Source organism: Paracoccus sp. BR5-17, from assembly GCF_055693925.1.
Genome location: NZ_JBVFUV010000003.1, coordinates 2,511,894 through 2,534,724, shown reverse-complemented (window position 1 = coordinate 2,534,724; position 22,831 = coordinate 2,511,894). Strand labels below are relative to the sequence as shown.

The 22,831-nt window shown below is 68.8% G+C and carries 17 protein-coding genes and 3 pseudogenes; 14 read left to right on the top strand and 6 right to left on the bottom strand.

Annotation, left to right across the window (positions count from 1 at the left end; genetic code table 11):
• The first annotated feature begins 96 nt into the window (after positions 1 to 96).
• The 7 genes and pseudogenes from frr to ACZ1HC_RS14055 all read left to right on the top strand — a co-directional run bounded on the left by frr (position 97) and on the right by ACZ1HC_RS14055 (position 7,807).
• Complete coding sequence (gene frr / locus ACZ1HC_RS14085) at positions 97 to 660, top strand: ribosome recycling factor (protein ID WP_472700514.1); 564 nt, start codon at positions 97 to 99, stop codon at positions 658 to 660.
• Between the two features lie 9 nt (positions 661 to 669).
• Complete coding sequence (gene uppS, locus ACZ1HC_RS14080; protein WP_472700513.1) at positions 670 to 1,404, top strand: polyprenyl diphosphate synthase; 735 nt, start codon at positions 670 to 672, stop codon at positions 1,402 to 1,404.
• Positions 1,401 to 2,246 (top strand): phosphatidate cytidylyltransferase, encoded by an 846-nt coding sequence (locus ACZ1HC_RS14075; RefSeq protein ID WP_472700512.1) that lies wholly within the window; start codon positions 1,401 to 1,403, stop codon positions 2,244 to 2,246. Before uppS ends, ACZ1HC_RS14075 begins: the two co-directional genes overlap by 4 nt.
• 3 nt (positions 2,247 to 2,249) lie before the next feature.
• The gene (dxr, locus tag ACZ1HC_RS14070; protein ID WP_472700511.1) at positions 2,250 to 3,407 is read left to right on the top strand and encodes a 1-deoxy-D-xylulose-5-phosphate reductoisomerase; all 1,158 of its coding nucleotides are present in this window, start codon (positions 2,250 to 2,252) and stop codon (positions 3,405 to 3,407) included.
• Positions 3,404 to 4,735, top strand: a complete 1,332-nt coding sequence (gene rseP, locus ACZ1HC_RS14065) for an RIP metalloprotease RseP (protein ID WP_472700510.1) — start codon at positions 3,404 to 3,406, stop codon at positions 4,733 to 4,735. Before dxr ends, rseP begins: the two co-directional genes overlap by 4 nt.
• Before the next feature lie 104 nt (positions 4,736 to 4,839).
• Positions 4,840 to 7,151, top strand: a pseudogene (gene bamA, locus ACZ1HC_RS14060) (outer membrane protein assembly factor BamA).
• Positions 7,151 to 7,807: an OmpH/Skp family outer membrane protein gene (locus ACZ1HC_RS14055; RefSeq protein ID WP_472700509.1), complete on the top strand. Its 657-nt coding sequence runs from the start codon at positions 7,151 to 7,153 to the stop codon at positions 7,805 to 7,807. The pseudogene bamA and the gene ACZ1HC_RS14055 overlap by 1 nt, the downstream one beginning before the upstream one ends.
• Before the next feature lie 7 nt (positions 7,808 to 7,814).
• Here ACZ1HC_RS14055 and ACZ1HC_RS14050 read toward each other — a convergent pair whose 3' ends face one another.
• Positions 7,815 to 8,753 carry a nucleoside hydrolase gene (locus tag ACZ1HC_RS14050; RefSeq protein ID WP_472700508.1) on the bottom strand — a complete coding sequence of 313 codons (939 nt, stop codon included), beginning with the start codon at positions 8,751 to 8,753 and terminating at the stop codon, positions 7,815 to 7,817.
• Between the two features lie 112 nt (positions 8,754 to 8,865).
• Between ACZ1HC_RS14050 and ACZ1HC_RS14045 the strand changes: the two genes are divergently transcribed.
• Positions 8,866 to 10,674 (top strand): ABC-F family ATP-binding cassette domain-containing protein, encoded by a 1,809-nt coding sequence (locus tag ACZ1HC_RS14045; RefSeq protein ID WP_472700507.1) that lies wholly within the window; start codon positions 8,866 to 8,868, stop codon positions 10,672 to 10,674.
• Here ACZ1HC_RS14045 and ACZ1HC_RS14040 read toward each other — a convergent pair.
• Positions 10,671 to 11,645, bottom strand: coding sequence for a zinc-binding metallopeptidase family protein (locus ACZ1HC_RS14040; protein ID WP_472700506.1), 975 nt, complete (start codon positions 11,643 to 11,645; stop codon positions 10,671 to 10,673). The genes ACZ1HC_RS14045 and ACZ1HC_RS14040 overlap by 4 nt on opposite strands.
• Positions 11,646 to 11,909: 264 nt before the next feature.
• Here ACZ1HC_RS14040 and rplU point away from each other — a divergent pair, with 264 nt between their 5' ends.
• From rplU to ACZ1HC_RS14020, 4 genes are all read left to right on the top strand, one after another.
• Positions 11,910 to 12,272 carry a 50S ribosomal protein L21 gene (rplU, locus tag ACZ1HC_RS14035; RefSeq protein WP_472700505.1) on the top strand — a complete coding sequence of 121 codons (363 nt, stop codon included), beginning with the start codon at positions 11,910 to 11,912 and terminating at the stop codon, positions 12,270 to 12,272.
• 12 nt (positions 12,273 to 12,284) lie between these two features.
• Positions 12,285 to 12,557 carry a 50S ribosomal protein L27 gene (gene rpmA / locus ACZ1HC_RS14030; RefSeq protein ID WP_472700504.1) on the top strand — a complete coding sequence of 91 codons (273 nt, stop codon included), beginning with the start codon at positions 12,285 to 12,287 and terminating at the stop codon, positions 12,555 to 12,557.
• A gap of 111 nt (positions 12,558 to 12,668) precedes the next feature.
• A complete protein-coding gene (locus ACZ1HC_RS14025) occupies positions 12,669 to 13,217 on the top strand; it encodes a GNAT family N-acetyltransferase (protein WP_472700503.1) in 549 nt (182 codons plus the stop codon).
• Between the two features lie 141 nt (positions 13,218 to 13,358).
• Complete coding sequence (locus ACZ1HC_RS14020; RefSeq protein ID WP_472700502.1) at positions 13,359 to 14,345, top strand: LLM class flavin-dependent oxidoreductase; 987 nt, start codon at positions 13,359 to 13,361, stop codon at positions 14,343 to 14,345.
• A 56-nt stretch (positions 14,346 to 14,401) separates the two neighbouring features.
• Here the strand turns inward: ACZ1HC_RS14020 and trpS are convergent, their stop codons facing one another.
• Complete coding sequence (gene trpS, locus ACZ1HC_RS14015) at positions 14,402 to 15,436, bottom strand: tryptophan--tRNA ligase (RefSeq protein ID WP_472700501.1); 1,035 nt, start codon at positions 15,434 to 15,436, stop codon at positions 14,402 to 14,404.
• Positions 15,437 to 15,510: 74 nt separating this feature from the next.
• Between trpS and ACZ1HC_RS14010 the strand changes: the two genes are divergently transcribed.
• Positions 15,511 to 16,212 (top strand): rhomboid family intramembrane serine protease, encoded by a 702-nt coding sequence (locus tag ACZ1HC_RS14010; protein WP_472700500.1) that lies wholly within the window; start codon positions 15,511 to 15,513, stop codon positions 16,210 to 16,212.
• On the opposite strand, the pseudogene murJ reads toward ACZ1HC_RS14010, so the two are convergent.
• The 3 genes and pseudogenes from murJ to ACZ1HC_RS13995 form a co-directional block, all read right to left on the bottom strand.
• A pseudogene (gene murJ, locus ACZ1HC_RS14005) lies at positions 16,209 to 17,739 on the bottom strand (murein biosynthesis integral membrane protein MurJ). The gene ACZ1HC_RS14010 and the pseudogene murJ overlap by 4 nt on opposite strands.
• A gap of 4 nt (positions 17,740 to 17,743) precedes the next feature.
• Positions 17,744 to 20,437: a [protein-PII] uridylyltransferase gene (locus ACZ1HC_RS14000; RefSeq protein WP_472700856.1), complete on the bottom strand. Its 2,694-nt coding sequence runs from the start codon at positions 20,435 to 20,437 to the stop codon at positions 17,744 to 17,746.
• Positions 20,438 to 20,529: 92 nt separating this feature from the next.
• Entirely contained in the window at positions 20,530 to 21,738 is a 1,209-nt protein-coding gene (locus ACZ1HC_RS13995) for a penicillin-binding protein activator (RefSeq protein WP_472700499.1), read from the bottom strand.
• Between the two features lie 89 nt (positions 21,739 to 21,827).
• Between ACZ1HC_RS13995 and rsmI the strand changes: the two are divergent.
• Positions 21,828 to 22,743, top strand: a pseudogene (rsmI, locus tag ACZ1HC_RS13990) (16S rRNA (cytidine(1402)-2'-O)-methyltransferase).
• Positions 22,744 to 22,831 lie beyond the last annotated feature (88 nt).

Below are 22,831 nucleotides of genomic sequence, written 5' to 3'. Positions count from 1 at the left end.
GCCGGCGAAGGCTTGCCCGATCCGGGGGCAAAGTCTTTGCCAAGCCATGCGTCTGCCGCTACAAGCAGACAAAATTCAATGCAGAGGCAGTTTTCCATGGCAGAGGACATCGAAATCGACATCGACGATCTGGAACGGCGGATGAAGGGCGCGATGGACAGCCTGCGCCACGAGTTCTCCAGCCTGCGGACCGGGCGCGCCTCGGCCTCGATGATCGACCCGGTGCAGGTCGAGGCCTATGGCCAGATGACCCCGATCAACCAGCTGGGCACCGTCAACGTCCCCGAGCCGCGCATGGTCACCATCAACGTCTGGGACAAGGCGATGGTGGGAAAGGTCGAGAAGGCGCTGCGCGAATCCGGCCTTGGGATCAACCCCCAGTTGAACGGCACCATCATCATGCTGCCCATCCCCGAACTGAACGAGGAACGCCGCCGCGAGCTGACCAAGGTCGCGGCCCAGTATGCCGAAAGCGCCCGGGTCGCGATCCGCAACATCCGCCGCGACGGCATGGACCAGATCAAGAAGGCCAAGGCCAGCGGGATGCCCGAGGACGACCAGAAGTTCTGGGAATCCGCGGTGCAGGATCTGACCGACAGGATGATCGGGCAGGTCGATCAGGCGCTTGAAGGCAAGCAAGCCGAAATTATGCAGGTCTGAGGAACGAACATGGCCGCTGAAACCGCACCGCTGCTGCTATCGGGCGGGGTCGATCAGCGGCCCCGGCACATCGCCATCATCATGGACGGGAACGGCCGCTGGGCCACCAGCAAGGGCTGGCCGCGCCTTGTCGGTCACCGGCGGGGGGCCGAACGCGTCAAGCAGATCGTCCGCGCCTGTCCCGATCTGGGGGTGAACTGGCTGACGGTCTATGCCTTCTCGACCGAGAACTGGAAGCGCACCACTGAGGAAGTCCTTGGGCTGATGAAGATCTTCCGCCGCTATATCCAGTACGAGGCCGAGGGCATGGCCGCCGAAGGCGTGCGGCTGCGCTTTATCGGCGGCCGCGAGCGGCTGGACGACAAGCTGCAGGCGCTGATGTCGTCGATCGAGGCGCGGACCGCCGGCAACAGCCGCCTGAACCTGACGGTGGCCATCAACTATGGCGGGCGGGACGAACTGACCCGCGCCTCGGCCCGGCTGGCCCAGAAGATCGCCCGGGGCGAGATCGAGACCCCCACCGAGGCCGATCTGGCCGCCTGCCTGGACACGGCCGGCCACCCCGACCCGGACCTGGTGATCCGCACGTCGGGCGAGACGCGGACCTCGAACTTCCTGCCTTGGCAGGCGGCCTATGCCGAATACGAATTCACGCCGGTGCTGTGGCCGGACTTCACGCCCGACCACCTTGCGCAGATCCTGGACCGCTTCGGGCTGCGCGACCGGCGCTTCGGCGGCGCATGAGCGCGGGGCGGGGCAGCGCGCTGAAGCCTCCGCCCGGGAAGTGGGGCGACCTGTCGCGGCGCGTCGCCTCGACGCTGGTGCTGCTGGGGATCGGCGTCGTGCTGGCGGTGGCGACGGGCATCTGGCTGCGGTTGGGGATGGCGCTGATTTCGGCAGTGACCTTCTGGGAACTGGCCGCCATGACCGGCTGGCGCAACCCGCGGCTGCATCCGGGCATCTTCGGGGCCTGGCGTCCCTTCGCGCTGGCCGTCATCGCCTTCATGTCGCAGGTCGTGGCGACGATGTTCGATCACCCGCTGGCGATCCTTGCGCTGCTGTTCCCGCTGATCGCCGGCATCCCAGGCGCCGCGACGCGCGACCGCTGGACTTATGCGGTCTTCGGCCTGGCGATCATGCTGGTGGCCTACGGGCTGGTCGGCTTCCGCGAGATCTATGGCCTGGGCTTCGTGCTGTGGCTGATGGGCATCGTCATCATCTCGGACACGGCGGGGTATTTCTTCGGGCGGATGATCGGCGGGCCGAAGTTCTGGCCCTCGCTGAGCCCGAAGAAGACCTGGTCGGGGACCGTTGCGGGCTGGATCGGCGCCTTTCTGCTGGGCCTGCTGCTGTGGCGGCTGGGCTACGGCAACGCGGCGCTGATCTGGTGTTCGCCGATCGTCTGCTTTGCCGGGCAGATGGGCGACATCGCGGAAAGCTGGCTCAAGCGGCGGGCGGGCGTCAAGGACAGCTCCAACCTGATCCCCGGCCACGGCGGCTTCATGGACCGCTTCGACGCGGTGACCGGGGCGGTTCTGGCCACCATGCTGATCGGCGTTCTGGCGGCGCTGCCGGTGGTGAACTGATCCATGCGGCGCATCTCGATCTTCGGGGCCACCGGGTCCGTGGGCGCCAATGGCGTTGACCTGATCCGCCGGGCGGGCGGGCCAGAGGCCTATCGCACCGTCGCGCTGACGGGGGGCCGCAACATCGCCCGGCTGGCCGGCATGGCCCGTGACCTGCGGGCCGAGGTGGCGGTGACCGCACATGCCCACCTGCTGGACGACCTTCGCCAGGCCCTTGCCGGCAGCGGAGTCGAGGCCGCAGCCGGCCCCGAGGCCCTGGTCGAGGCCGCCGCGCGCCCGGCCGACTGGGTGCTGTCGGCCATTGTCGGCGCGGCGGGCCTTGTGCCGGGGCTGACCGCGCTTGGGCAGGGCCGCATCCTGGCGCTTGCCAACAAGGAATCGCTGGTCTGCGCGGGCCCGCTGCTGCGCCGCGCGGCCACCGCCAGCGGCGCGACGATCCTGCCGGTGGATTCCGAACATTCCGCGATATTCCAGGCGCTTGGTGCGGAAGATCTTGAAACCGTCGAATGCGTGACCATCACCGCATCGGGCGGGGCGTTCCGCGACTGGCCGCTGGAACGGCTGGCGGCGGCGACCGTGGCCGAGGCCTCGACCCATCCCAACTGGGCGATGGGCCAGCGCATCACCATCGACAGCGCCTCGATGTTCAACAAGGCCATGGAGGTCATCGAGGCCAAGGAGTTCTTCGGCCTGTCCGCCGACCGGATCAAGGTCCTGGTCCATCCCGAATCCATCGTTCATGCGATGGTCAGCCATGTGGACGGCGGCACCATCGCGCATCTGGGCGCGCCCGACATGCGCCATGCCATCGGCTACGCGCTGCACTGGCCCGACCGCGCGCCGCTGCCGGTGGCGCCCTTGGATCTGGCGGCGCTGGGCAGCCTGACCTTCCGGGCGCCCGACGAGGTCCGCTGGCCCGCCCTGCGCCTCGCGCGAGAGGTGATGGCGGCGGGCGGCATGGCGGGGGCGGTGTTCAACGCCGCCAAGGAACAGGCGCTTGACGACTTCATCGCCGGGCGGATCGGCTTCACGGCGATGGCGCCTCGCGTGGAAATGACCTTGCAGGCCCTGTCGGGGCGCGCCGGTTTCGGCGATGATCCGCCTGATCTCGAGACGGTCCTGCACTGGGACCGCGAAGCACGCAGGGAAGCCGCCGCATGACCGACCTGATCCCGCAATTCGGAGGGATGCTGTGGACGCTGGCGGCCTTCTTCGTGGCCCTGGCGGTGATCGTCACCGTCCACGAATTCGGCCACTACTACATCGGCAGGCTTTCGGGCATCCGCGCCGAGGTGTTTTCGGTCGGGTTCGGGCCGCGGCTGGCGTCGCGGCGTGACCGGCGCGGCACGCTGTGGCAGGTGGCGGCCATCCCGCTGGGCGGCTATGTCCGCTTCCTGGGCGATGCCAACGCGGCAAGCGCGGGCCCGGGGCAGGCGGTCGATCCGGCGCTGCGCCGGCAGACGCTGACCGGGGCGCCGCTGTGGGCGCGTTTCGCCACGCTGCTGGCGGGGCCGGTGTTCAACTTCATCCTGTCGATCCTGATCTTCGGCGGCTTCGCGCTGTTCCAGGGCCTGCCGACGGACGAGCCGCAAGTGGGCGCGATCGCCCCCGCGCCGCCCGGCGTGGTCAACGAGCTGCAGCCCGGCGACCGGATCCTGGCCCTGGGGGGCCAGCCCGTCCGGGACTGGAGCGACATCGGCCGCATCGCCGGCACGCTGCCGCTGGCCGACCACCAGGACTGGACCGTGCTGCGCGACGGCGCCGAGATCACCGTCCCCGGCCCCGACCCGGTTCCCGCCCGGATCAGCGGCGTCGCGCCGCGCAGCGCGGCAGCCGATGCGGGGCTGCGGGCGGGCGATGTCGTGGTGGCCATCGAGGGCCGGCCCGTGACCCGCTTCACGCAGATGCGCGAGGCCGTCGAGGCCGCCGAGGGCCGGCCGGTTTCGCTGCAGGTCTGGCGGCCGGGCGAAGGGGTGGCGGATTATACGCTGGTGCCCAAGATGCAGGATCTTCCCGCCGAAGGCGGCGGCTACGAACGCCGCTGGCTGATCGGCGTCACGGGCGGGGAAAGCTTCTTCTCGCCCGCGACCCGCGATGCCGGCCTGCTGGAATCGCTGGGCCTGGGCGTCCGGCAGACCTGGGGGATCATCCTGTCGTCGCTGTCGGGGATGTGGGCGATGATCTCGGGGCAGATCGACACCTGCAACCTGGGCGGCGCGATCAGCATCGCCGAAAGCACCGGCCAGGCGGCAAGCGCGGGCGGCGGCAATTTCCTGTGGTGGATCGCGGTGCTGTCGGCGGCGATCGGGTTTCTGAACCTGCTGCCGATCCCGGTGCTGGATGGCGGGCACCTGATGTTCTACACGTGGGAGGCCGTCACCGGCCGCCCGCCGTCGGACAAGGCGCTGAACCTTCTGACGGCGATGGGGATGGCGGCGGTTCTGTCGCTGATGATTTTCGGCCTGACCAACGATCTTTTCTGCCCCTGACGCGCGATGCGTTTTGACAGGACAGGCGGATTGAGGCACAAGCTTGACACAAAAGAAGGCGCCGCTAAGGGCGCCGTTGCAGGCTGACGACAAGAGGGGCAGCAATGACACGGAAACTGGGCAGGGGCGCGGTCGCCCTGGTGACGGCCTTGGCGATCGCCGCTCCGGCGGCGCTGATCCCGGGCAGTGCGGCGGCCTATGTCTTCAACGACGTGCGCATCGAGGGGGCTTCCAGGGTCGAGCCCGCCACGGTCCTGTCCTATGCCAACATCGCCCGCGGCCAGGACGTGTCGGCGGGGGAACTGAACGACGCCCTGCAGCGGCTGCAGAACTCGGGCCTGTTCGAGACTGTCGAGATCGTGCCGCAGGGCAATGTCCTGGTGATCCGCGTCAGCGAATACCCGACGATCAACCAGATCAGCTTCGAGGGCAACCGCCGCATCGACGACGAGCAGCTGGCCCAGGTCGTGCAAAGCCAGTCGCGCCGGGTCTATCAGCCCAGCCAGGCGATCCAGGACGCCAACAACATCGCCCAGGCCTATGCCGCGCAGGGCCGCCTGGCCGCGCGCGTCGATCCGCGCATCATCCGCCGCAGCGACAACCGGGTGGATCTGGTCTTCGAGATCCGCGAGGGCGACGTCACGGAGATCGAGCGCATCGGCTTTACCGGCAACCGCGCCTTCAGCGACCGCCAGCTGCGCAACGTCCTGGACACCAAGCAGGCGGGCATCCTGCGCACCTTCATCCGCCGCGACACCTTCGCGCCCGAACGGCTGCAACTGGACGAACAGCTTCTGACCGACTTCTACCGGTCCCGCGGCTATGCCGACTTCCGGGTGCAGGCGGTGGCGCCGGAAATCGCCCGCGAACGCGACGCCTTCTACATCACCTTCAATATCCAGGAAGGCCCGCGCTATCGCTTCGCGCAGGTCAGCACCGTCTCGGAGATCCCGGGCGTGGACGCCGCCCCCTTCGCGGCGCAGAACCGGGTGGACCGCGGCGATGTCTATAACCCCGCCGCCATCGACAACACCATCCGGCGGATGGAGACGATCGCCCTGCAGCAGGGGCTGAACTTCGTCAACATCGAGCCGCGGGTGACGCGCAACCCGCAGAACCAGACGCTGGACCTGACCTTCGCGCTGACCCGCGGCCCGCGCGTCTTCGTCGAGCGCATCGACATCGAGGGCAACACGACCACGCTGGACCAGGTGATCCGCCGCCAGTTCAACACCGTTGAAGGCGATCCCTTCAACCCGCGCGAAATCCGCAACGCCGCCGAACGCATCCGCGCGCTTGGCTATTTCAGCGACGCGCAGGTGGAAAGCCGTCCGGGCAGCACCGACGAACAGGTGATCGTGGACGTGAACGTCGAGGAACAGCCGACCGGTTCGCTGTCCTTCGGCGCGTCTTACGGCGTGGCATCGGGCGTCGGCCTGAACGCCGCCCTGCAGGAAAACAACTTCCTGGGACGGGGCCAGACGCTTGGGCTGTCGCTGTCGACGGCGGACGGCGACCAGGCCTCGTCGCTGACCTTCATCGAGCCCTACTTCCTGGGCCGCGACCTGCGCTTCGGCTTCAACGTCTATTACAACGAAACCGAAAGCCTGAACTCGGACTACAACACCCGGTCGGTGGGAGTTCGTCCGTCGATCGAGTTTCCGATCTCGCAGAACGGCCGCCTGGAACTGCGCTATCGCATCTCGAAAGAGACGCTTGGCGGGGTCGAGGAGGACAGTTCCCCCTGCTGCAGGCCGAGGAGGGGCAGCGCGTCACCTCGGCGCTGGGCTACAGCTATCTGTGGGACACGCGCATCACCGGCCTGGACCCGCTGACCAGCTACAAGCTGCGTTTCTCGCAGGATTTCGCGGGGCTGGGGGGCGACACGAAAAGCGTGACGACCAGTGCGCTGGCCGGCGTCGAAAGCAACGCCTGGCGCGACGAGGTCAGCCTGCGGGCCGAGTTCGAGGTGGGCGCGATCCATTCCCTCGACGACTATTCGACCTGGATCCTGGACCGCTATCGCGGCGGCACGCGCATCCGCGGCTTCGAGCCGAACGGCATCGGCCCCCGCGACCTGGCGGCCGAGAACGAGGACGGGCTGGGCGGCAACTATTTCTGGGCGGTGCGCACCGAGGCGCAGTTCCCGATCGGGCTGCCCGAGGAATACGGCATCACCGGCGGCCTGTTCGCCGATGTCGGGTCGATCTGGGGCCTGGACGAGACCAGCTACGAAAATGCGGCTGGCGAGACGATCAACATCGACGACAGCATGGATATCCGCGCCTCGGTGGGCGCGTCGATCTTCTGGACCACGCCCATCGGTCCGCTGCGGTTCAACTTCTCGAAGGCGCTGCTGAAGGAAGACTACGACGAGGAGCAGAACTTCGACCTGACCATCTCGACGCGGTTCTGATGCGGCTGGCGCGCGGTCTTGCGGTCTGCGCGCTGCTGGCCCTGCCAGACCTTGCCCTGTCGCAGGCGGTCCCAGAGGCCGCGCCCACGGCCCCCGCCGATGCCCCGCAGCTGCCCGACCTTGCGCCGCTGCCGTCGCGCACCATCCAGACCCCGGGCGACGCCGGGCCCGCCGCCGCGCCGATCCTGACCGTGGATCAGGACCTTCTGTTCGCGGCCTCGGACTGGGGCAAGCGCACCCAGCGGATGCTGGAGGAGGAGGGTGGCAAGATCGCCGCCGAGAACGAGCGTCTGGCCGCCCAGCTCTCGCAGGAGGAGGCGGCCCTGACCGAGCAGCGGGCGACGCTGGACCCGGCCCGCTTCCGCCAGCTTGCCGAGGCCTTCGACGCCCGCGCGACCGAGGTGCGCCGCGAACGCGCGCAGGTGGTCCAGGATCTGAACGCCTGGGCCGAATCCGACCGCGCCGCCTTCTATCGCGCCGCCCTGCCGCTGATGGGCGAGATGATGCAGGAACGCGGGGCGGTGGCGGTCCTGGACCGGCGCACGGTGTTCGTGTCGATGGATGCCATCGACATGACGCAGGATCTGGTGGCCCGCCTGAACGCCGACCTGGGCGACGGCGCCGGGACGGTGCCGCTGCCCGCCGCGGGCCCCTAAATAAAGGTCACGGCAGGCGCGACAGCCGGTCGCTGAGCAGCGCGAACAGGCCGTCGCGGTTCACGTGGCGGATGAAGTCGGCATTGGCCGGACGGTCGGTCACGCGCCACCAGTCGGCCACGGTCATGCCGGTGGTGAACTTGCCGGCGGTCTCGATCTCGACATTGATGTGGCGGCCGGTGAACAGGTCGGGCCGCAGCAGCCAGGCGATGGTGCAGGGGTCGTGCAGGGGGGCGCCCTGGCTGCCGTATTTCTCCTTGTCGTAACGCTCGAAGAAGTCGGTCCAGCTGGCGATGGCGGGGCCGCAGCGGCCGGGCTGGGCGCGCATCCCCTCGACCCAGTCGCGCGAGGTTATGGCCTCGTGCGTGACGTCCAGCGGCATGACCACCAGCGGCGCGCCTGTGGCGAAGACCTCGGCCGCGGCCTCGGGATCGACGAAGATGTTGAACTCGGCGGCGGGGGTGATGTTGCCCACTTCGAAATAGGCGCCGCCCATCAGGACGATCTCCTGGACGCGGGCGATGATGTCGGGGGCCTGGCGGAAGGCCTGGGCGATGTTGGTCAGCGGGCCGATGGGCACCAGCGTCACCGTCCCCGCGGGTTCGCGGCGCAGGGTCTCGATGATGAAGTCCACGGCGTGCCGCGGCTGCAGGGCGACCGAAGGCGCGGGCAGGTCGATCCCGTCGAGGCCGGACTTGCCATGCACATGTTCGGCGGTGACGAGGCGCCGTTGCAGCGGGCGCTCGCAGCCGGCAAAGACCGGAACATCGCCGCGCCCCGCCAGTTCGACGACCTTGCGCGCGTTCAGTTCGGTCAGCGCCAGCGGCACGTTGCCGGCGACGGCCGTCAGTCCCAGCACCTGCAATTCGGGGCTGGCCAAGGCCAGAAGGATCGCCACGGCGTCGTCCTGGCCGGGATCCGTGTCGATGATGATCTTGCGGGCCATCTGAACCTCGTGAAACCTGCGGTTGTTTTGAAAGGGAAACCGGGGCGGCGCAAGCCCCCTGTATGTCCGCCCGCCATTGACCGCCTGCGCGCCCCGCGCTAGGGCCGCAGGCATGGCACGCGCACCGCTTCTCCAACTGTCCGACATTTCCCTGACCTATGGCGGCGACCCCGTCTTCCAAGGGCTTTCCCTGACCATCCAGCCCGGCGACCGGGTGGCCCTGGTCGGCCGGAACGGATCGGGAAAATCGACGCTGATGAAGGTCATGGCGGGCCTGGTCGAGCCTGACCGGGGCGAGGTGGTTCTGGCCGCGGGCGTGACCACCGGCTACATGGAGCAGGATCCCGACCTGTCGGGCTTCGCGACCCTGGGGGACTTCGCGGCCGCCGGCCTGCCCGAGGCCGAAGCCTACCGCGTCGCGATGGCGGCCGAGGGGCTGAAGTTCGATCCCGCGCGCCCGGTCGCCACCGCCTCGGGCGGGGAACGCCGCCGTGCGGCCCTGGCCCGGCTGCTGGCGCAGGCGCCCGAACTGATGCTGCTGGACGAGCCGACCAACCACCTGGACATCCAGGCGATCGGCTGGCTCGAGGATCACCTGTCCCAGACCCGCGCGGCCTATGTCATCATCAGCCACGACCGTGCCTTCCTGCGCCGCCTGACCCGCGCGACCCTGTGGATCGACCGGGGCGAGGTGCGCCGCCAGGAAAAGGGCTTCGAGGCCTTCGAGGACTGGCGCGAGGCGGTCTGGGCGGCCGAGGATGACGCGCGCCACAAGCTGGACCGCAAGATCAGGGCCGAGGCCCGCTGGGCGGTCGAGGGCATCAGCGCGCGGCGCAAGCGCAACCAGGGCCGGGTCCGCGCGCTTGCCGCGCTGCGGGCCGAACGCGGCGCCCAGATCCGGCGGCAGGGCACGGCGGCGATGGCCTTCGATGCCGGGCAGCAATCGGGCAAGAAGGTGATCGAGGCCAGGGGCATCGCCAAGTCCTTCGGCGGCCGCACGATCCTGCGGCCATTCGACCTGCTGGTGAACCGGGGCGACCGCGTGGCCTTCGTGGGTCCCAACGGCGCGGGCAAGACCACGCTCATCAAGATGCTGACCGGGGAAATCGAACCCGACCAGGGCGGCGTGACGCTGGGCACCAATCTTGAACTTGCGGTCTTCGACCAGACCCGCTCGGCGCTGAACCCCGACCAGACGCTGTGGGAATCGCTGACCGGCGACCCCGAGATGCGCGTCTCGGGCCGGGCCGATCAGGTCATGGTGCGCGGCCAGCCCCGGCATGTCGTGGCCTATCTCAAGGACTTCCTGTTCGACGAGGCGCAGGCCCGCGCGCCCGTGCGCAGCCTGTCGGGGGGCGAGAAGGCGCGGCTGCTGCTGGCGCGGCTGATGGCGCGGCCGTCGAACCTGCTGGTGCTGGACGAACCCACCAACGACCTGGATGTGGAAACGCTGGACCTGCTGCAGGATCTGCTGGGCGATTACGAAGGCACCGTGCTGCTCGTCAGCCACGACCGCGACTTCATCGACCGCGTGGCCGACACCACTGTGGCGATGGAGGGCGACGGCCAGGCGACCGTCTATGCCGGCGGCTGGAGCGATTACCGCGCGCAGCGCGGCGAGGGCACGCCCCTTGCCACGCCCGCACCCGCGCGCAAGCCCGAAGCCGCGCCGGAACGGCCCCGGACGGGCAAGCCCGGCCTCTCGTTCACCGAACGCCACCGTCTCGAGGCGCTTCCCGCCGTGATCGAGCGGCTGGAGGCCGAGATCGCCAAGCTGTCCGAGTTTCTGGCCCAGCCCGGCTTGTTCCAGACCGCCCCTGCCAAGTTCCAGAAGGCGACCGAGGCCCTGGCGGAGCGCCAGGCATCGCTGGCCCAGGCCGAGGAGGAATGGCTGACCCTTGAGGAAAAGGCCGAAGGCTAGGCGCCCCGGCCGCCGTGCTGGCTGATCCAGCCATGCGCGAACTTGATCTTTTCGCGGATCTTCGGCGTCAGGACGAAGGGATACAGGTCCGAATTGTCTAGGGCGCGGTTGATGTCGTTGATGGCGATGGCGATGGGCGCGGCGATTGTCAGCAGCCTGTCGCCGTCGCGTTCCGTATAGGGCTGATAGCCTTCGGGGACGTCCTTCATCAGCAGCCCCGCGTTCACGAAGCTGTCGGTGAAATCGACGATGTGGAGCATGTGCGCGACCGTCTCGGCCCAGTCCTCGTGCGGGTGGGCGGTGGCATAGGCGGTGATGTAGTCGTCGCCCGGGTCCTTGGGATTGTCGTAATGGGCTTGAAGGGCTGCGGCGTAATCCGCGGTCTCGTCGCCGAAAAGCGCCCGGAACGCGGGCAGGAAGCCGGGGGCGAGCGCCAGCCGGTCGAACAGGAAATGCGCCAGCTCGTGCCGGAAATGCCCGACCATCGAGCGGTACTGTTCGCCAAGCTGGTGCTTTCGCTGGACGCGGATCAGGTCGTCGGCCTCGGTGACGTTGATGACGATCTCGCCGTTGTCGTGGCCCATCATGATCTGTTCGGCCCGCCCGGTGCCGGTGTTTTCCGACAGCATCTGGAAGCGCGGCCGCCTGCCGCGGTCGGCATCGGTGAACCAGTCCCAGTTGGAGAGGTTGGCCAGAACCCATCGCTTGGCCCGTTCCGCCCGGGCCAGAAGCTGCTGGTTGTCGCCCACGTTCAGCGCCGGCACGGTATCGGACATGGCGCAGGACCGGCACAGGCTTCCCCCGGGGGCGGCCACCCAGTTGCACTGGATGGTGTCGCGATGGGCGCAGGGCGCGGCGTCGTTGACCATCGCGCGCGCCTCGGGGTCGTAGAACAGCGGCGTGCCGCAGGCGCAGAACAGGTTGTCGAAATAGACGCGGGTATGGCAGACGGGGCAGGTGAGGCTTTGCATGGGCGATGTCCTTGGCGGGCTCTAGGAAAACGCTGCCCCCCGCCCGGGTTCCGGCGCGACTGACAAAAATGGTGCGGCCCCTGCCGGCTTGACTTCGGCCGCGCGATCGGACATATGCAGCCTGACCGGCCGGGCATCCGCCCTTGGCCGGCATGTTATTTTCAATGACATCCCGCCGCGCGGGATGCGCTGTCCGAAGGCGGGAAACCCCAACGCCAGAGCGATCTGGGGCCGAAGGACGCGGCAACGAAGGAAAACGAAGCGATGTTCGCGGTTTTGAAGACGGGCGGCAAGCAGTACAAGGTGCAGGCGGGCGACGTCCTGCGCGTTGAAAAGCTGAATGCCGCGGCTGGCGACAAGGTCCAGTTCAACGAAATCCTCATGGTCGGCTCGACCCTGGGCGCACCCTTGGTGGACGGCGCCTGCGTGCAGGCCGAAGTGATCGACCAGATCAAGGCCGACAAGGTCATCACCTATGTCAAGCGCCGCCGCAAGCACAGTTCGCAGCGCACGCGCGGGCATCGCCAGCAACTGACCCTGCTGCGGGTGACCGATGTGCTGGCCGAAGGCGCGGGATCGACCGGCGTGAAGACCGCCGTCGGCGCGCGCACCAAAGAAAACGCGTAAGGAGACTGAGCCATGGCACACAAGAAAGCAGGCGGTTCGTCCCGCAACGGCCGCGATTCGGCTGGCCGCCGTCTGGGCGTCAAGCTGTATGGCGGCCAGGAAGCCGTCGCCGGCAACATCATCGTGCGTCAGCGCGGCACCAGATGGTGGGCGGGCGCCAATGTCGGCATGGGCAAGGACCACACGCTGTTCGCCCTTGCCGACGGCCACGTGACCTTCAAGAAGGGTCTGAAGGGGCGCACCTTCATTTCGGTGGTTCCCGCGACCCTCGAAGCGGCCGAGTAACCCGAGCTTAACATTTCACTGTTAGAGGGGGATCGGCGGAAGCCGGTCCCCCGCCTGTTTTCCGGGGAGGGAAAATTGGTCATGTCAGCACCGATGAGGGAAGGAACGCGTTTGGACGACCTGAATGTTGCGGCCGCCACGCTGAACCAGCCCGTCATCACCACCGAACGGTTCGTCCTGCGTCCCCTGCGTCCTTCGGATGCGGGGATGATCGCCCATTACACCGCCGACAAGCGGGTGGCCGAGGGTACGCGCGCCATCCCCCATCCGCTGCCGCCCAAGGCTTCAGAGGCCTTCGTCGCCCGCGCCCTGTCCGCCGACCGGACCGAGGATGTCTGGGCCATCGACGGCTCGGCCAACCGCCTGGCGGAACTGCTGGGGGTGGTGTCCCTGACCCGGATGGAGGACGACCAGTCCGAACTGGGCTTCTGGATCGGCGCGGGGTTCTGGAACACGGGCTTTGCCACCGAAGCCGTGGATGCCCTGGTGCGGGCCAACCCCCACAACGCCCGCACCCTGTTCGCCGAGGCGTTCCAAGACAATCCGGGTTCGGCGCGGGTGCTGACCAATTGCGGCTTCGTCTATCTGGGCGATGCCGAAAGCTGGTCGGTTGCCCGCAACGCGCGGGTTCCGACCTGGACCTATCTGCGCAGGATGTGATGGCGAAGGGGGCGCTCGCGCCCCTCTGGCGCCTGCGGCGCCATTCACCCCCGAGGATATTTGGGCACAGAAGATGGCCAGGTTGCAGTTTATGCAGATGCCGGCCTTGCAAACCGATGCACCCGCCATACCTCGTCCGTCATGAGCACTCCTTATTCTCTTCTTGATCTGTCGCCGGTCCCCGAGGGTTTCGAGGCGGCCGATGCGATCCGCAACACCCTTGACCTGGCCCGCCACGCCGAGGACTGGGGCTATCGCCGCTTCTGGCTGGCCGAACATCACAACATGCCGGGGATCGCCAGCGCCGCGACCGCCGTGCTGATCGGGCTGGTGGCGCAATCGACCTCGCGCATCCGCGTCGGCGCCGGCGGGATCATGCTGCCCAACCATGCGCCGCTGACCGTGGCAGAGGCCTTTGGCACGCTGGCGACCGTCTTCCCCGACCGCATCGACCTGGGCCTGGGCCGCGCCCCGGAGGGCGACGGCGCCGTGATCCGGGCGCTGCGCCGCGATCCGATGGCCGACAGCTTTCCGCAGGACGTGGTCGAACTGCTGGACTATCTGGGCCCCGAACGCCCCGGCGCCGCGGTCCGCGCCCTGCCGGGCGAGGGGACCAACGTACCGGTCTGGATCCTGGGCAGCAGCCTGTTCGGCGCGCAGCTTGCCGCCCATCTGGGGCTGCCCTATGCCTTTGCCAGCCATTTCGCGCCCGGGGATCTGGACCGCGCCATCGCCATCTATCGCGAACGGTTCCGGCCTGGGCCGTGGAACGACCGCCCGCAGGTGATGCTGGCCATCAACGTCTTCGCCGCCGAAACCGCCGAGGAGGCGCGCTTCCTGCGGACCTCGATGCAACTGGCCTTCGCCCGGCTGCGGACGGGGATGCCGGGCAAGCTTCCGGCGCCGGTCCGCGATCTGGAGGCCGAGATCGGCGGTCCGATGCGGCGCATGGTGGACGAGGCGCTGAGGATCAGCGCGGTCGGCAGCCCTGATGAGGTCGAGGCGCAACTGCGCGGCCTGATCGCCGCCTATCGCCCCGACGAGGTGATCCTGACCGGCCAGATCCACGACCATCAGGCGCGGCTGCGCAGTTTCCAGATTGCCGCCGACGTGATGAAGGCGATCTGAAGGCAAGGGCAGCCCGCTGCGGGGGCTGTCCCGGGTGGCGGCCCGGTTCGCGCCGGTCAGGGCCGGCTGCGCAGCAGGCCCATGATCTCCTTGGTGCGCTCGAGGATCGGGGTGGCGATTTCGTCCGCGCGAACGGCGCCCTGGCCCAGGATGCGGTCGATTTCGGCCGGGTCGGCCATGTAGTCGTTCATCCGCCGGGTGATCGGTTCCAGCGAGGCCACGGCCAGTTCGGCAAGCGCGGGCTTGAAGGCGCCGAAGCCCTGACCCTCGAACCGCGCGAGGACGGCGTCGGGGGTCTGGTCGGCCAGGGCCGCGTAGATGTTGACCAGGTTGCGCGCCTCGGGGCGGTCCTTCAGGCCTTCGGTGCTGCCGGGCAGGGGATCGGCGTCTGTGCGGGCCTTGCGGATCTTCTGGGCGATGGCCTCGGCGCTGTCGGTCAGGTTGATGCGGCTGGCGTCCGAGGGATCGGATTTCGACATCTTCCTGCTGCCGTCGCGCAGCGACATGACGCGGGTGGCGACGCCTTCGATCAGCGGTTCCGTGATCGGGAACTGCTCGACCCCGTAATCGTGGTTGAACTTGGCGGCGATGTCGCGGGTCAGTTCCAGGTGCTGCTTCTGATCCTCGCCCACGGGCACGGCCGTTGCCTGGTAGGTCAGGATGTCCGCGGCCATCAGCGCGGGATAGGCCAGCAGGCCCAGGCTGACGTTTTCGGTGTTCTTGCCGGCCTTGTCCTTGAACTGGGTCATCCGGTACATCCAGCCCACGCGGGCGACCGTGTTGAACAGCCAGGCCATTTCGGCATGGGCGGAAACCTGGCTCTGGTTGAACAGGACCGATTGCGCGGGATCGACGCCGGCCGCCATGAAGGCCGCGGCGGCTTCGCGGATGTTGCGGCGCAGGGTTTCGGGCTCCTGCCAGACGGTGATCGCGTGCAGGTCCACAAGGCAATAGATCGTCTGGGCCTCGCCCCCCTGCAGGGCCGCGAAGCGCTTCAGCGCTCCCAGATAGTTGCCCAGCGTCAGCCCGCCCGAGGGCTGGATGCCCGAGAAGATGCGCGGCGTGAAACGGGATTTCGTCGTCTCGGTCATGTCGGCCTGCTTGGATTTTCGCTGCCAGTGGCTTAGCCCTTGGCCACAGCGTCCGCAACCGCGAAGGAAAACCGATGCGCCAGGCCAACCCCGTCTCGCCCCTCAACCCGCTGCCTGTCGTGCTGTGGGCCCTGGCCCTGCCGGCCATCGCGGGCGAGGTGGTGTTCCTGCTGGGCCGCACGGGCCTGATCGGCGGGGCCGAAGGCGTCGGGCTGCGGCTGAACGCGATGCAGATGACCGCCTTCGCCCCCGAGATGGTGCAGCGCATGTGGCAGCTGGGCGCGATCGACTGGGACCAGGCCTATCGCATCCTGTCCTACAGCTTCGTCAACACGTCCTTCACCCATGCGCTGTTCGTGGTGGTCTTTACGCTGGCGCTTGGCAACATGATCGCGCGCGAGTTCCGCCCCTGGGCCGTGGTCGCGCTGTTCCTGGGGTCGGCCATCGGCGGTGCGCTGGTCTATACGGCGGCGATCTCGGTCCTGCCGGGGCGTCCGGGGCCGCTGATCGGCGGCTATCCGGCGGTCTATGGGCTGGTCGGCGCCTTCACCTTCCTGCTGTGGTCGCGGCTGGGGGCGGTCCATGCCAACCGGCTGCGCGCCTTCACGCTGATCGGGATGCTGCTGGCCTTCCAGCTGGTCTTCGGCATCGTCTTCGGCGGCGCGGGCTATGGCTGGATCGCCGAGATCGCGGGTTTCGGCGCGGGCTTCCTGCTCAGCTTCGTGCTGGTCGATGGCGGCGTGCAGCGGGTCTTGCGCCAGATCCGCGCGCGCTAGCCGCGCCGCACCGCCGCCTTCAGGTCGGACAGCCGATAGGCGCGGGTCAGGAAGCTCAGCGCGAAGTAGACCGCCGCCCCGCCGAAGACCAGGATCGCCAGGCTAGGCACCCGGCCGATGCCGGCGCCGTCCAGCCAGTCCATCGCCAGCCACAATCCCCCGGCCATCAGCGCCGATGACAGCACGATCAGCGGCGCCTTGCGGCGCAGCCGGCCGTCGGCGCGGGCCGCGTCGCCCATCGCGCGGGTGCCCCACCACAGTTGCGCGACCATGATCCACGCGGCGATGGTGGTTCCCAGCGCCGCGGCCAGAAAGCCCAGGAAGGGCATCAGGCCGAAGGCCACGACGGCATTCACCACCATCGACCACAGGGCATAGCGGAAGGGCGTCCGCGTGTCCTCGCGCGCGAAATACAGCGGCTGGAGGATCTTCTGCAGCACGAAGGCGGGCAGGCCGAAGGCATAGACGACCAGGGCGCGCGCGGTCTGGGTGGTGTCATGGGCGGTGAATTCGCCGCGCTGGAACAGGGTGCGGACCATCGGCTCGGCGATGACGGCGATGGCGAAGGCGGCGGGCAGGGTCAGGAACAGCCCGAATTCGGTGGCCCGGGAATAGGCCGACTGGCCGCCGGCGTGATCGCCCGCCCGCAGGCGGCGGGCCAGTTCCGGCAGCAGGACCACGGCCACGGCGGCGCCGACCACGCCCAGCGGCAGTTGATACAGCCGGTCCGAATAGGACAGCCAGGAAATCGCGCCCTCGAAATGGCTGGCGACCTGACGGCCCACCAGCAGGTTGATCTGCACGACCCCGCCCGCGAAGGCCGCGGGAAGGGCCACGGCCAGCAGGCGGCGCATGTCGGGGGTCAGGCGCGGGCGCTGCGGACGAAAGGACCAGCCGGTGCGCCGCGCGTCCCACCAGACAAGCGCCAGTTGCGCGATCCCGGTCAGCGGCGTGGACCAGGCCAGCGTCAGCCCCACGTCCCATCCCCGCCACCAGGCCACCGCCATCGCGGCGATGAACAGCAGGTTCAGCAGCACCGGCGCTGCCGCCGCCGCCATGAAGCGGCCGTTGGCGTTCAGCACGCCCGAGATCATCGAGGCCAGCGAGATCAGCAGGATATAGGGAAACATGATCCGGCCGTATTGCACGGCCAGGGCAAAGCGTTCGTCGCCCGCGAACCCCGAGGCCATCAGCCAGACCAGCCCGGGCATGAAGACCATCGCCAGGGCCGACAGCACCAGCACCGCCATCAGCAGCCCCGAGAACGCCTCGGAGGCGAAGCGCTGCGCGTCCGCCCGGTCGTCCAGCTTCTTGGCGAACATCGGCACGAAGGCGGTGTTGAAGGCCCCTTCCGCGAAGAACCGGCGGAACATGTTGGGCAGCGACAGGCCCACGAAGAAGGCGTCGGCGACCGCGCCGCTGCCCAGCCAGGCGGCCATCAGGATATCGCGGACAAAGCCCGAGACGCGCGAGAACGAAGGTCCAGATCCCCACCGAGAGGAACCCGCGCACCAATCCCGATTTCATGACCTTATGCCTCTGCCCGTTTCGCCCCGTCGGCAATAGCCGCGCGCAGCTTCTTTTCCAAGGCGTCGCGCTTGGCCTCGCTGTGCAGTTTCAGGCCGAACATGTCCTTGACGTAGAAGCTGTCCACCACCTGCGCGCCGAAGGTCGCGATCACCGCGCTGACGATCTGGATATGGTTGGCCGCCAGCGTCCGGGTCAGGTCATAGAGCAGGCCGGGGCGGTCGCGGGTATCGACCTCGATGATGGTATAGATGTCGCTGCCTTCGTTGTCGAAGGTGACGTGGGTGGGAAAGCGGAACTCTCGGGTGCGCTTCTTGGGCTTGTCGCGGCTGGCAAAGGCCTCGCGGGCGACGATCTCGCCCTTCAGGATGCGCAGGATGGTCTGGCGCAGCTTGGGCAGGCGATCCTCGTCGAAGGGGCTGCCGTCGGGATCCTGCACCCAGAAGACCGCCGTGGCGAAGCCGTCGCGGGTGGTGTAGGTCCGCGCGTCCACCACGTTCGCGCCCATCAGCGTCAGCGCCCCGCACAGGCGCGAGAAGATGCCCGGATGGTCCGCCAGCACGAAGGCCGCCCGCGTGGCGTCGCGGTCGGGATCGGCGCGCAGGTCGATGCGGATCTCGTCGGGGCCGATGCCGTTCAGCAGTTCGGCGAAGCTTGCCTGCGTCTCGGTCGGCAGGCCAGACCAGTAGCTGTCGTAGTGCCGGCCCAGTTCGGCGCGGATGTCGCGCGCCTCCCAGCCCTTGGCGGCCAGGAAGTGGCGCAGGCTGCGCTTTGCCTCGTTCTGGCGGCGGCCGCGGTTCAATTCCTCGAGGCCGTTTTCCAGGACCAGCGCGGTCTCGGTGTGCAGCTTGCGCAGCAGCGCGGCCTTCCAGTTGTTCCAGGTGCCGGGACCGACGCCGCGGATGTCGCAGACCGTCAGGACCAGAAGCAGGTCCAGCCGCTTGCGGGTCTTCACCGCCTTGGCGAAATCGCGCAGGGTGCGCGGGTCGCCGATGTCGCGCTTTTGCGCCACGTCCGACATCAGCAGGTGATGGCGCACCACCCATTCGACGGTGTCGATGTCGTCCTGCGGAAAGCCGAAGCGCGCCGCGACCCGCCGGGCCAGACGCGCCCCCAGGATCGAGTGATCCTCGCGCCGTCCCTTGCCGATGTCGTGCAGAAGCGTCGCAAGATACAGGACCCGGCGGTTGATGGTTGTGGCCATGATCTCGCTGGACAGGGGCAGGTCGTCGGGATGCTCGCCGCGCTCGATCTCGGCCAGGGCCGCGACGCACTGGATCGAATGTTCGTCCACCGTGTAGTGGTGATACATGTTGAACTGCATCATCGCCACGATCGGCTCGAATTCGGGGATGAAGGCGGCCAGCACGCCCAGTTCGTTCATGCGGCGCAGCCCCCGTTCGGGGTTGCCGTGCTTCAGCAGCATGTCCATGAAGATGCGGATCGCCTCGGGGTCGGCGCGCACCTTGTCGTCGATCAGATGCAGGTTGGCCGCCACCAGGCGCATGGCGTCCGGGTGGATCAGGATGCCGGTGCGCAGCGCCTCCTCGAACAGGCGCAGGATGTTCAGCGGATCGCGCAGGAAGGCGACCTCGTCGCTGATGCCCAGCCGGCCCAGATTGTCCACGAACCCCGCGCGCAGCTTGCGGCGGCGGCGGAACAGGCGGCCCAGGAAGGGGGCGCTGCGGACATGGCGCGCCTCAAGCTCGGTCAGGAAGACCCGCGTCAGTTCGCCCACATGGGTGGCGTGGCGGAAATAGTCCTGCATGAAGTATTCCACGCCCCGCCGCGCCGAGGTGTCGCGATAGCCCATGCGACGCGCGACCTCGACCTGCATGTCGAAGGACAGCACGTCGGCCGGCCGGCCTGCGATCAGGTGCAGGTGGCAGCGCACCGCCCACAGGAAGTCCTCGGCCTGCCAGAAGGCCAGGTGTTCCTCGCGGGTGAAGACGCCCAGATCCACCAGTTCGACCGCGCGATCGACCCGGTGGATGTACTTGGCGATCCAGTACAGCGTCTGCAGATCCCGAAGCCCGCCCTTGCCCTCCTTCACGTTCGGCTCCAGCACATAGCGCTGCCCGCCCTGCCGCTGGTGGCGGGCGGCGCGTTCCTCCAGCTTGGCCTCGATGAAGGCGGGGACGGTCTTCGAGAACAGCTCGACCCACAGCCGTTCGCGCAGTTCCTCGGCCAGGGGGGCATGGCCCGTGACCAGCCGGTGTTCGACCAGCGAGGTGCGGATGGTCATGTCGCCGGCGCCCAGGCGGATGCAGTCGTCCACGCTGCGGATCGAATGGCCGATCTTCAGCTTCAGGTCCCACAGCATGTACAGCATGGATTCGACCACGCTTTCGGCCCATGCGGTGATCTTCCAGGGCGTCAGGAACAGCAGATCCACGTCCGATGCCGGGGCCATTTCCGCCCGCCCGTAGCCGCCCACGCCCAGCACGGCCAGCCGCTCGGCCTCCGAGGGCGACTGCTGGGGATGCAGCCGGGTGGTCGCGACGTGGTGGGCGGCGATGATGATGCCGTCGGTCAGGCTGGCGATGGCGCGGACCGTCTCGCGGGCGGCGCGGGGGTGGCTGGCCAGCCCGGCCTCGATCGCGCGCATGGCCTCGGCGCGGGCCTCGGACAGGATGGCGACGGTCCGGGCGCGGATCTCTCGCCCGTCGGTCAGGCCGTGCAGGGCCGCGTCCAGCATCGGCAGGAAGCTGGGGGGGTCGAAGACGGGATGCGCCCCGGACAGGGCCGGGGCGCTTTGCAGGATCGCCGTGGAGGACGGAGCGGCCAAGATCAGAACCCGGCGCCACCAAAGCCGCGCGGCGCGGGATCGAGGATCACCAGCCGGTTGCCGCGCAGCGTCGCCACCGCAAGCGCCCGTTCCGAGGTCCCGTCGGGCCGCAGCCGGAAGACGCCCCCCACGCCGGCAAAGCCCGCCTGCTGCGTCAGCCCGGTCGTCGTCAGGGCGTTGCGCTGCCCGCTGCGCACCAGCGACGCGATGGCCGCCACCCCGTCATAGGCCAGGCTTGCCAGCTCATGGGGCTGTTCGCCATAGGCGCTGCGATAGCGGGCGTCGAACTGCGCCCGCAGCCCCTGGTCGGGGATCGCGAACCAGCCTTCCTGCAGCTGCGGCATCGTCATCCGGGCGGGCGGCTGGTCCCAGCGGGTCAGCCCCATCATCTGCGTCACCGGCGAGCGGACGCCCGCCGCCGCCAGCCGTTCCGTCAGGTAGGGCAGCACCGCCTGGTTGTTTGCGGTCATGAAGACCGCATCCACCTGGCCCGACTGCGCCGCCGCCGCGATCTGCGGCACCACCGCGTCGATGCCGGTGACCGATACGGGGTGGTCGATCCGCCCGGCCATGCGCGCGCCGTTGCGGGCGATGGCCGTCTGGATGGCGCGCCCGCCGATCTGGCCCGCCACGTCGGATTCGGCCACGACATAGATGTTGCGCCTGCCCTGCCGGACGCCATAGCCGACCAGGCGATCGGCGATGTTGGCGAAGCTGTTGCCCAGGATGAAGACGTTGCCGCCCGCGATCTCGGCGTTGTTCGAGAAGGACAGCACGTTGATGTTGCGCGGGCGCATGGCGTTTCCGACGGCATTCGCGCCCTCTGCGAACAGCGGGCCGACGATGATCTGCGCGCCCGCGTCGGCGGCGGCATTGGCCTGGGCCACGGCCTGTTCGGTGCTGGTGCCGGTGTCGTACACCCGCAGGTCGATGCTGGCGCCCTGGGCATCGGCCGCCGCCATGCGCGCCGCGTTCTTGAGGCTGCGCGCCAGCCATTCCAGATCCGCCGAACCGCTGCCGCCGGGCGCCAGAAGCGCCACCCGCACCGGCTCGCCCGGCGCGATCAGGGGGCCGATGGCCGGGCCGCTGGCCTGTTGCGATCCCGCGCCGGGGTCGCAGGCGGCCAGGACGAAGGCCGACAGCACGGCGGCCGCGCGGGCAAGGATGCGGCGCAATCCGGTTCCGGGCCGGGTTGTTGCGGAAACGACCATATGAAACTTCCCTGCTGTAGGATATCGGCGAGCTGCGGTCAGCCTAGGACCATCGTCCGGGCTTGGCAATCAGTCGGAAGGAGAAGGCGATGACCGGGAAACGCGACGACAGCCGGCCTCAGCCGCCGCAGCGCCTGTCCGCCCATGTCGAGGCGCCGCGGCTCGAGGCGGGCCTTTACCTGGTGGCCACCCCCATCGGCACGGCCCGCGACATCACGCTGCGCGCCCTGGACGTGCTGAACGCCGCCGATCTGCTGGCGGCCGAGGACACGCGGGTGCTGCGCCACCTTCTGGACATCCACGGCATTCCCCTGCGCGGCCGCCGGATCCTGCCCTATCACGACCACAACGGCGAACGGGCGCGGCCGGGGCTGTTGGCGGCCTTGGCAGGCGGCGCCAGAGATCGCCTATGCCTCGGACGCGGGAACGCCGCTGGTGGCCGATCCCGGCTATCGCCTGGCCCGAGAGGCCGCGGCCGCGGGGCACCGCGTGCAGGCGATCCCCGGCCCCTCGGCGCCCCTGGTCGCGCTGAGCCTGTCGGGCCTGCCCAGCGACCGCTTCCTGTTCCTGGGATTTCCGCCCACCGGCCGGGGCGCCCGCATGACCTGGCTGCGCGACGCGATGGCGGTCGATGCGACGCTGATCCTGTTCGAAAGCCCCCGGCGCGTTAATCAGACATTGAAGGAGATCTGCGAGATTGATGCGAATCGCACTACGGTGGTGGCGCGCGAACTGACCAAGAAGTTCGAGGAGGTGATCCGCGGCACGGCGGCCGAACTGGCGGCGGATCCGCGGATGGCCGCCCTGAAGGGCGAGGTGGTGGTGCTGATCGACCGGGCCGGGGCGGCTGTTGCGGACGACCGGACGGTGCAGGCCGCGCTGCGGGCACGGCTTGGACGGATGACGGTGAAGGACGCGGCCCGCGAGGTCGCGGCAGAGATGGGATTGGCACGGCGCGATGTCTATCAGATCGCCCTGGGCCTGGCTGAAGACGGGAATGGATGATGGGATGCGTTGCAAGATCGCCTGAACTGCCCTGGGCCGTGGCTGTCCCCGCCGGGCGGGTGTCGCCGGTGCGGACGGCGCGGGGACG

Excerpts from the sequence above, each read along its gene's own strand:
- rplU (WP_472700505.1), top strand. The coding sequence starts at position 11,910 with ATGTTCGCGGTTTTGAAGACGGGCGGCAAGCAGTACAAGGTGCAGGCG.
- ACZ1HC_RS14010 (WP_472700500.1), top strand. The coding sequence starts at position 15,511 with ATGCGCCAGGCCAACCCCGTCTCGCCCCTCAACCCGCTGCCTGTCGTG.
- ACZ1HC_RS13995 (WP_472700499.1), bottom strand. The coding sequence starts at position 21,738 with ATGGTCGTTTCCGCAACAACCCGGCCCGGAACCGGATTGCGCCGCATC.
- ACZ1HC_RS14050 (WP_472700508.1), bottom strand. The coding sequence starts at position 8,753 with ATGGCCCGCAAGATCATCATCGACACGGATCCCGGCCAGGACGACGCC.
- ACZ1HC_RS14075 (WP_472700512.1), top strand. The coding sequence starts at position 1,401 with ATGAGCGCGGGGCGGGGCAGCGCGCTGAAGCCTCCGCCCGGGAAGTGG.
- uppS (WP_472700513.1), top strand. The coding sequence starts at position 670 with ATGGCCGCTGAAACCGCACCGCTGCTGCTATCGGGCGGGGTCGATCAG.
- ACZ1HC_RS14040 (WP_472700506.1), bottom strand. The coding sequence starts at position 11,645 with ATGCAAAGCCTCACCTGCCCCGTCTGCCATACCCGCGTCTATTTCGAC.
- ACZ1HC_RS14020 (WP_472700502.1), top strand. The coding sequence starts at position 13,359 with ATGAGCACTCCTTATTCTCTTCTTGATCTGTCGCCGGTCCCCGAGGGT.
- rpmA (WP_472700504.1), top strand. The coding sequence starts at position 12,285 with ATGGCACACAAGAAAGCAGGCGGTTCGTCCCGCAACGGCCGCGATTCG.
- rseP (WP_472700510.1), top strand. The coding sequence starts at position 3,404 with ATGACCGACCTGATCCCGCAATTCGGAGGGATGCTGTGGACGCTGGCG.
- trpS (WP_472700501.1), bottom strand. The coding sequence starts at position 15,436 with ATGACCGAGACGACGAAATCCCGTTTCACGCCGCGCATCTTCTCGGGC.
- frr (WP_472700514.1), top strand. The coding sequence starts at position 97 with ATGGCAGAGGACATCGAAATCGACATCGACGATCTGGAACGGCGGATG.
- ACZ1HC_RS14055 (WP_472700509.1), top strand. The coding sequence starts at position 7,151 with ATGCGGCTGGCGCGCGGTCTTGCGGTCTGCGCGCTGCTGGCCCTGCCA.
- ACZ1HC_RS14000 (WP_472700856.1), bottom strand. The coding sequence starts at position 20,437 with ATGCTGGACGCGGCCCTGCACGGCCTGACCGACGGGCGAGAGATCCGC.
- dxr (WP_472700511.1), top strand. The coding sequence starts at position 2,250 with ATGCGGCGCATCTCGATCTTCGGGGCCACCGGGTCCGTGGGCGCCAAT.
- ACZ1HC_RS14045 (WP_472700507.1), top strand. The coding sequence starts at position 8,866 with ATGGCACGCGCACCGCTTCTCCAACTGTCCGACATTTCCCTGACCTAT.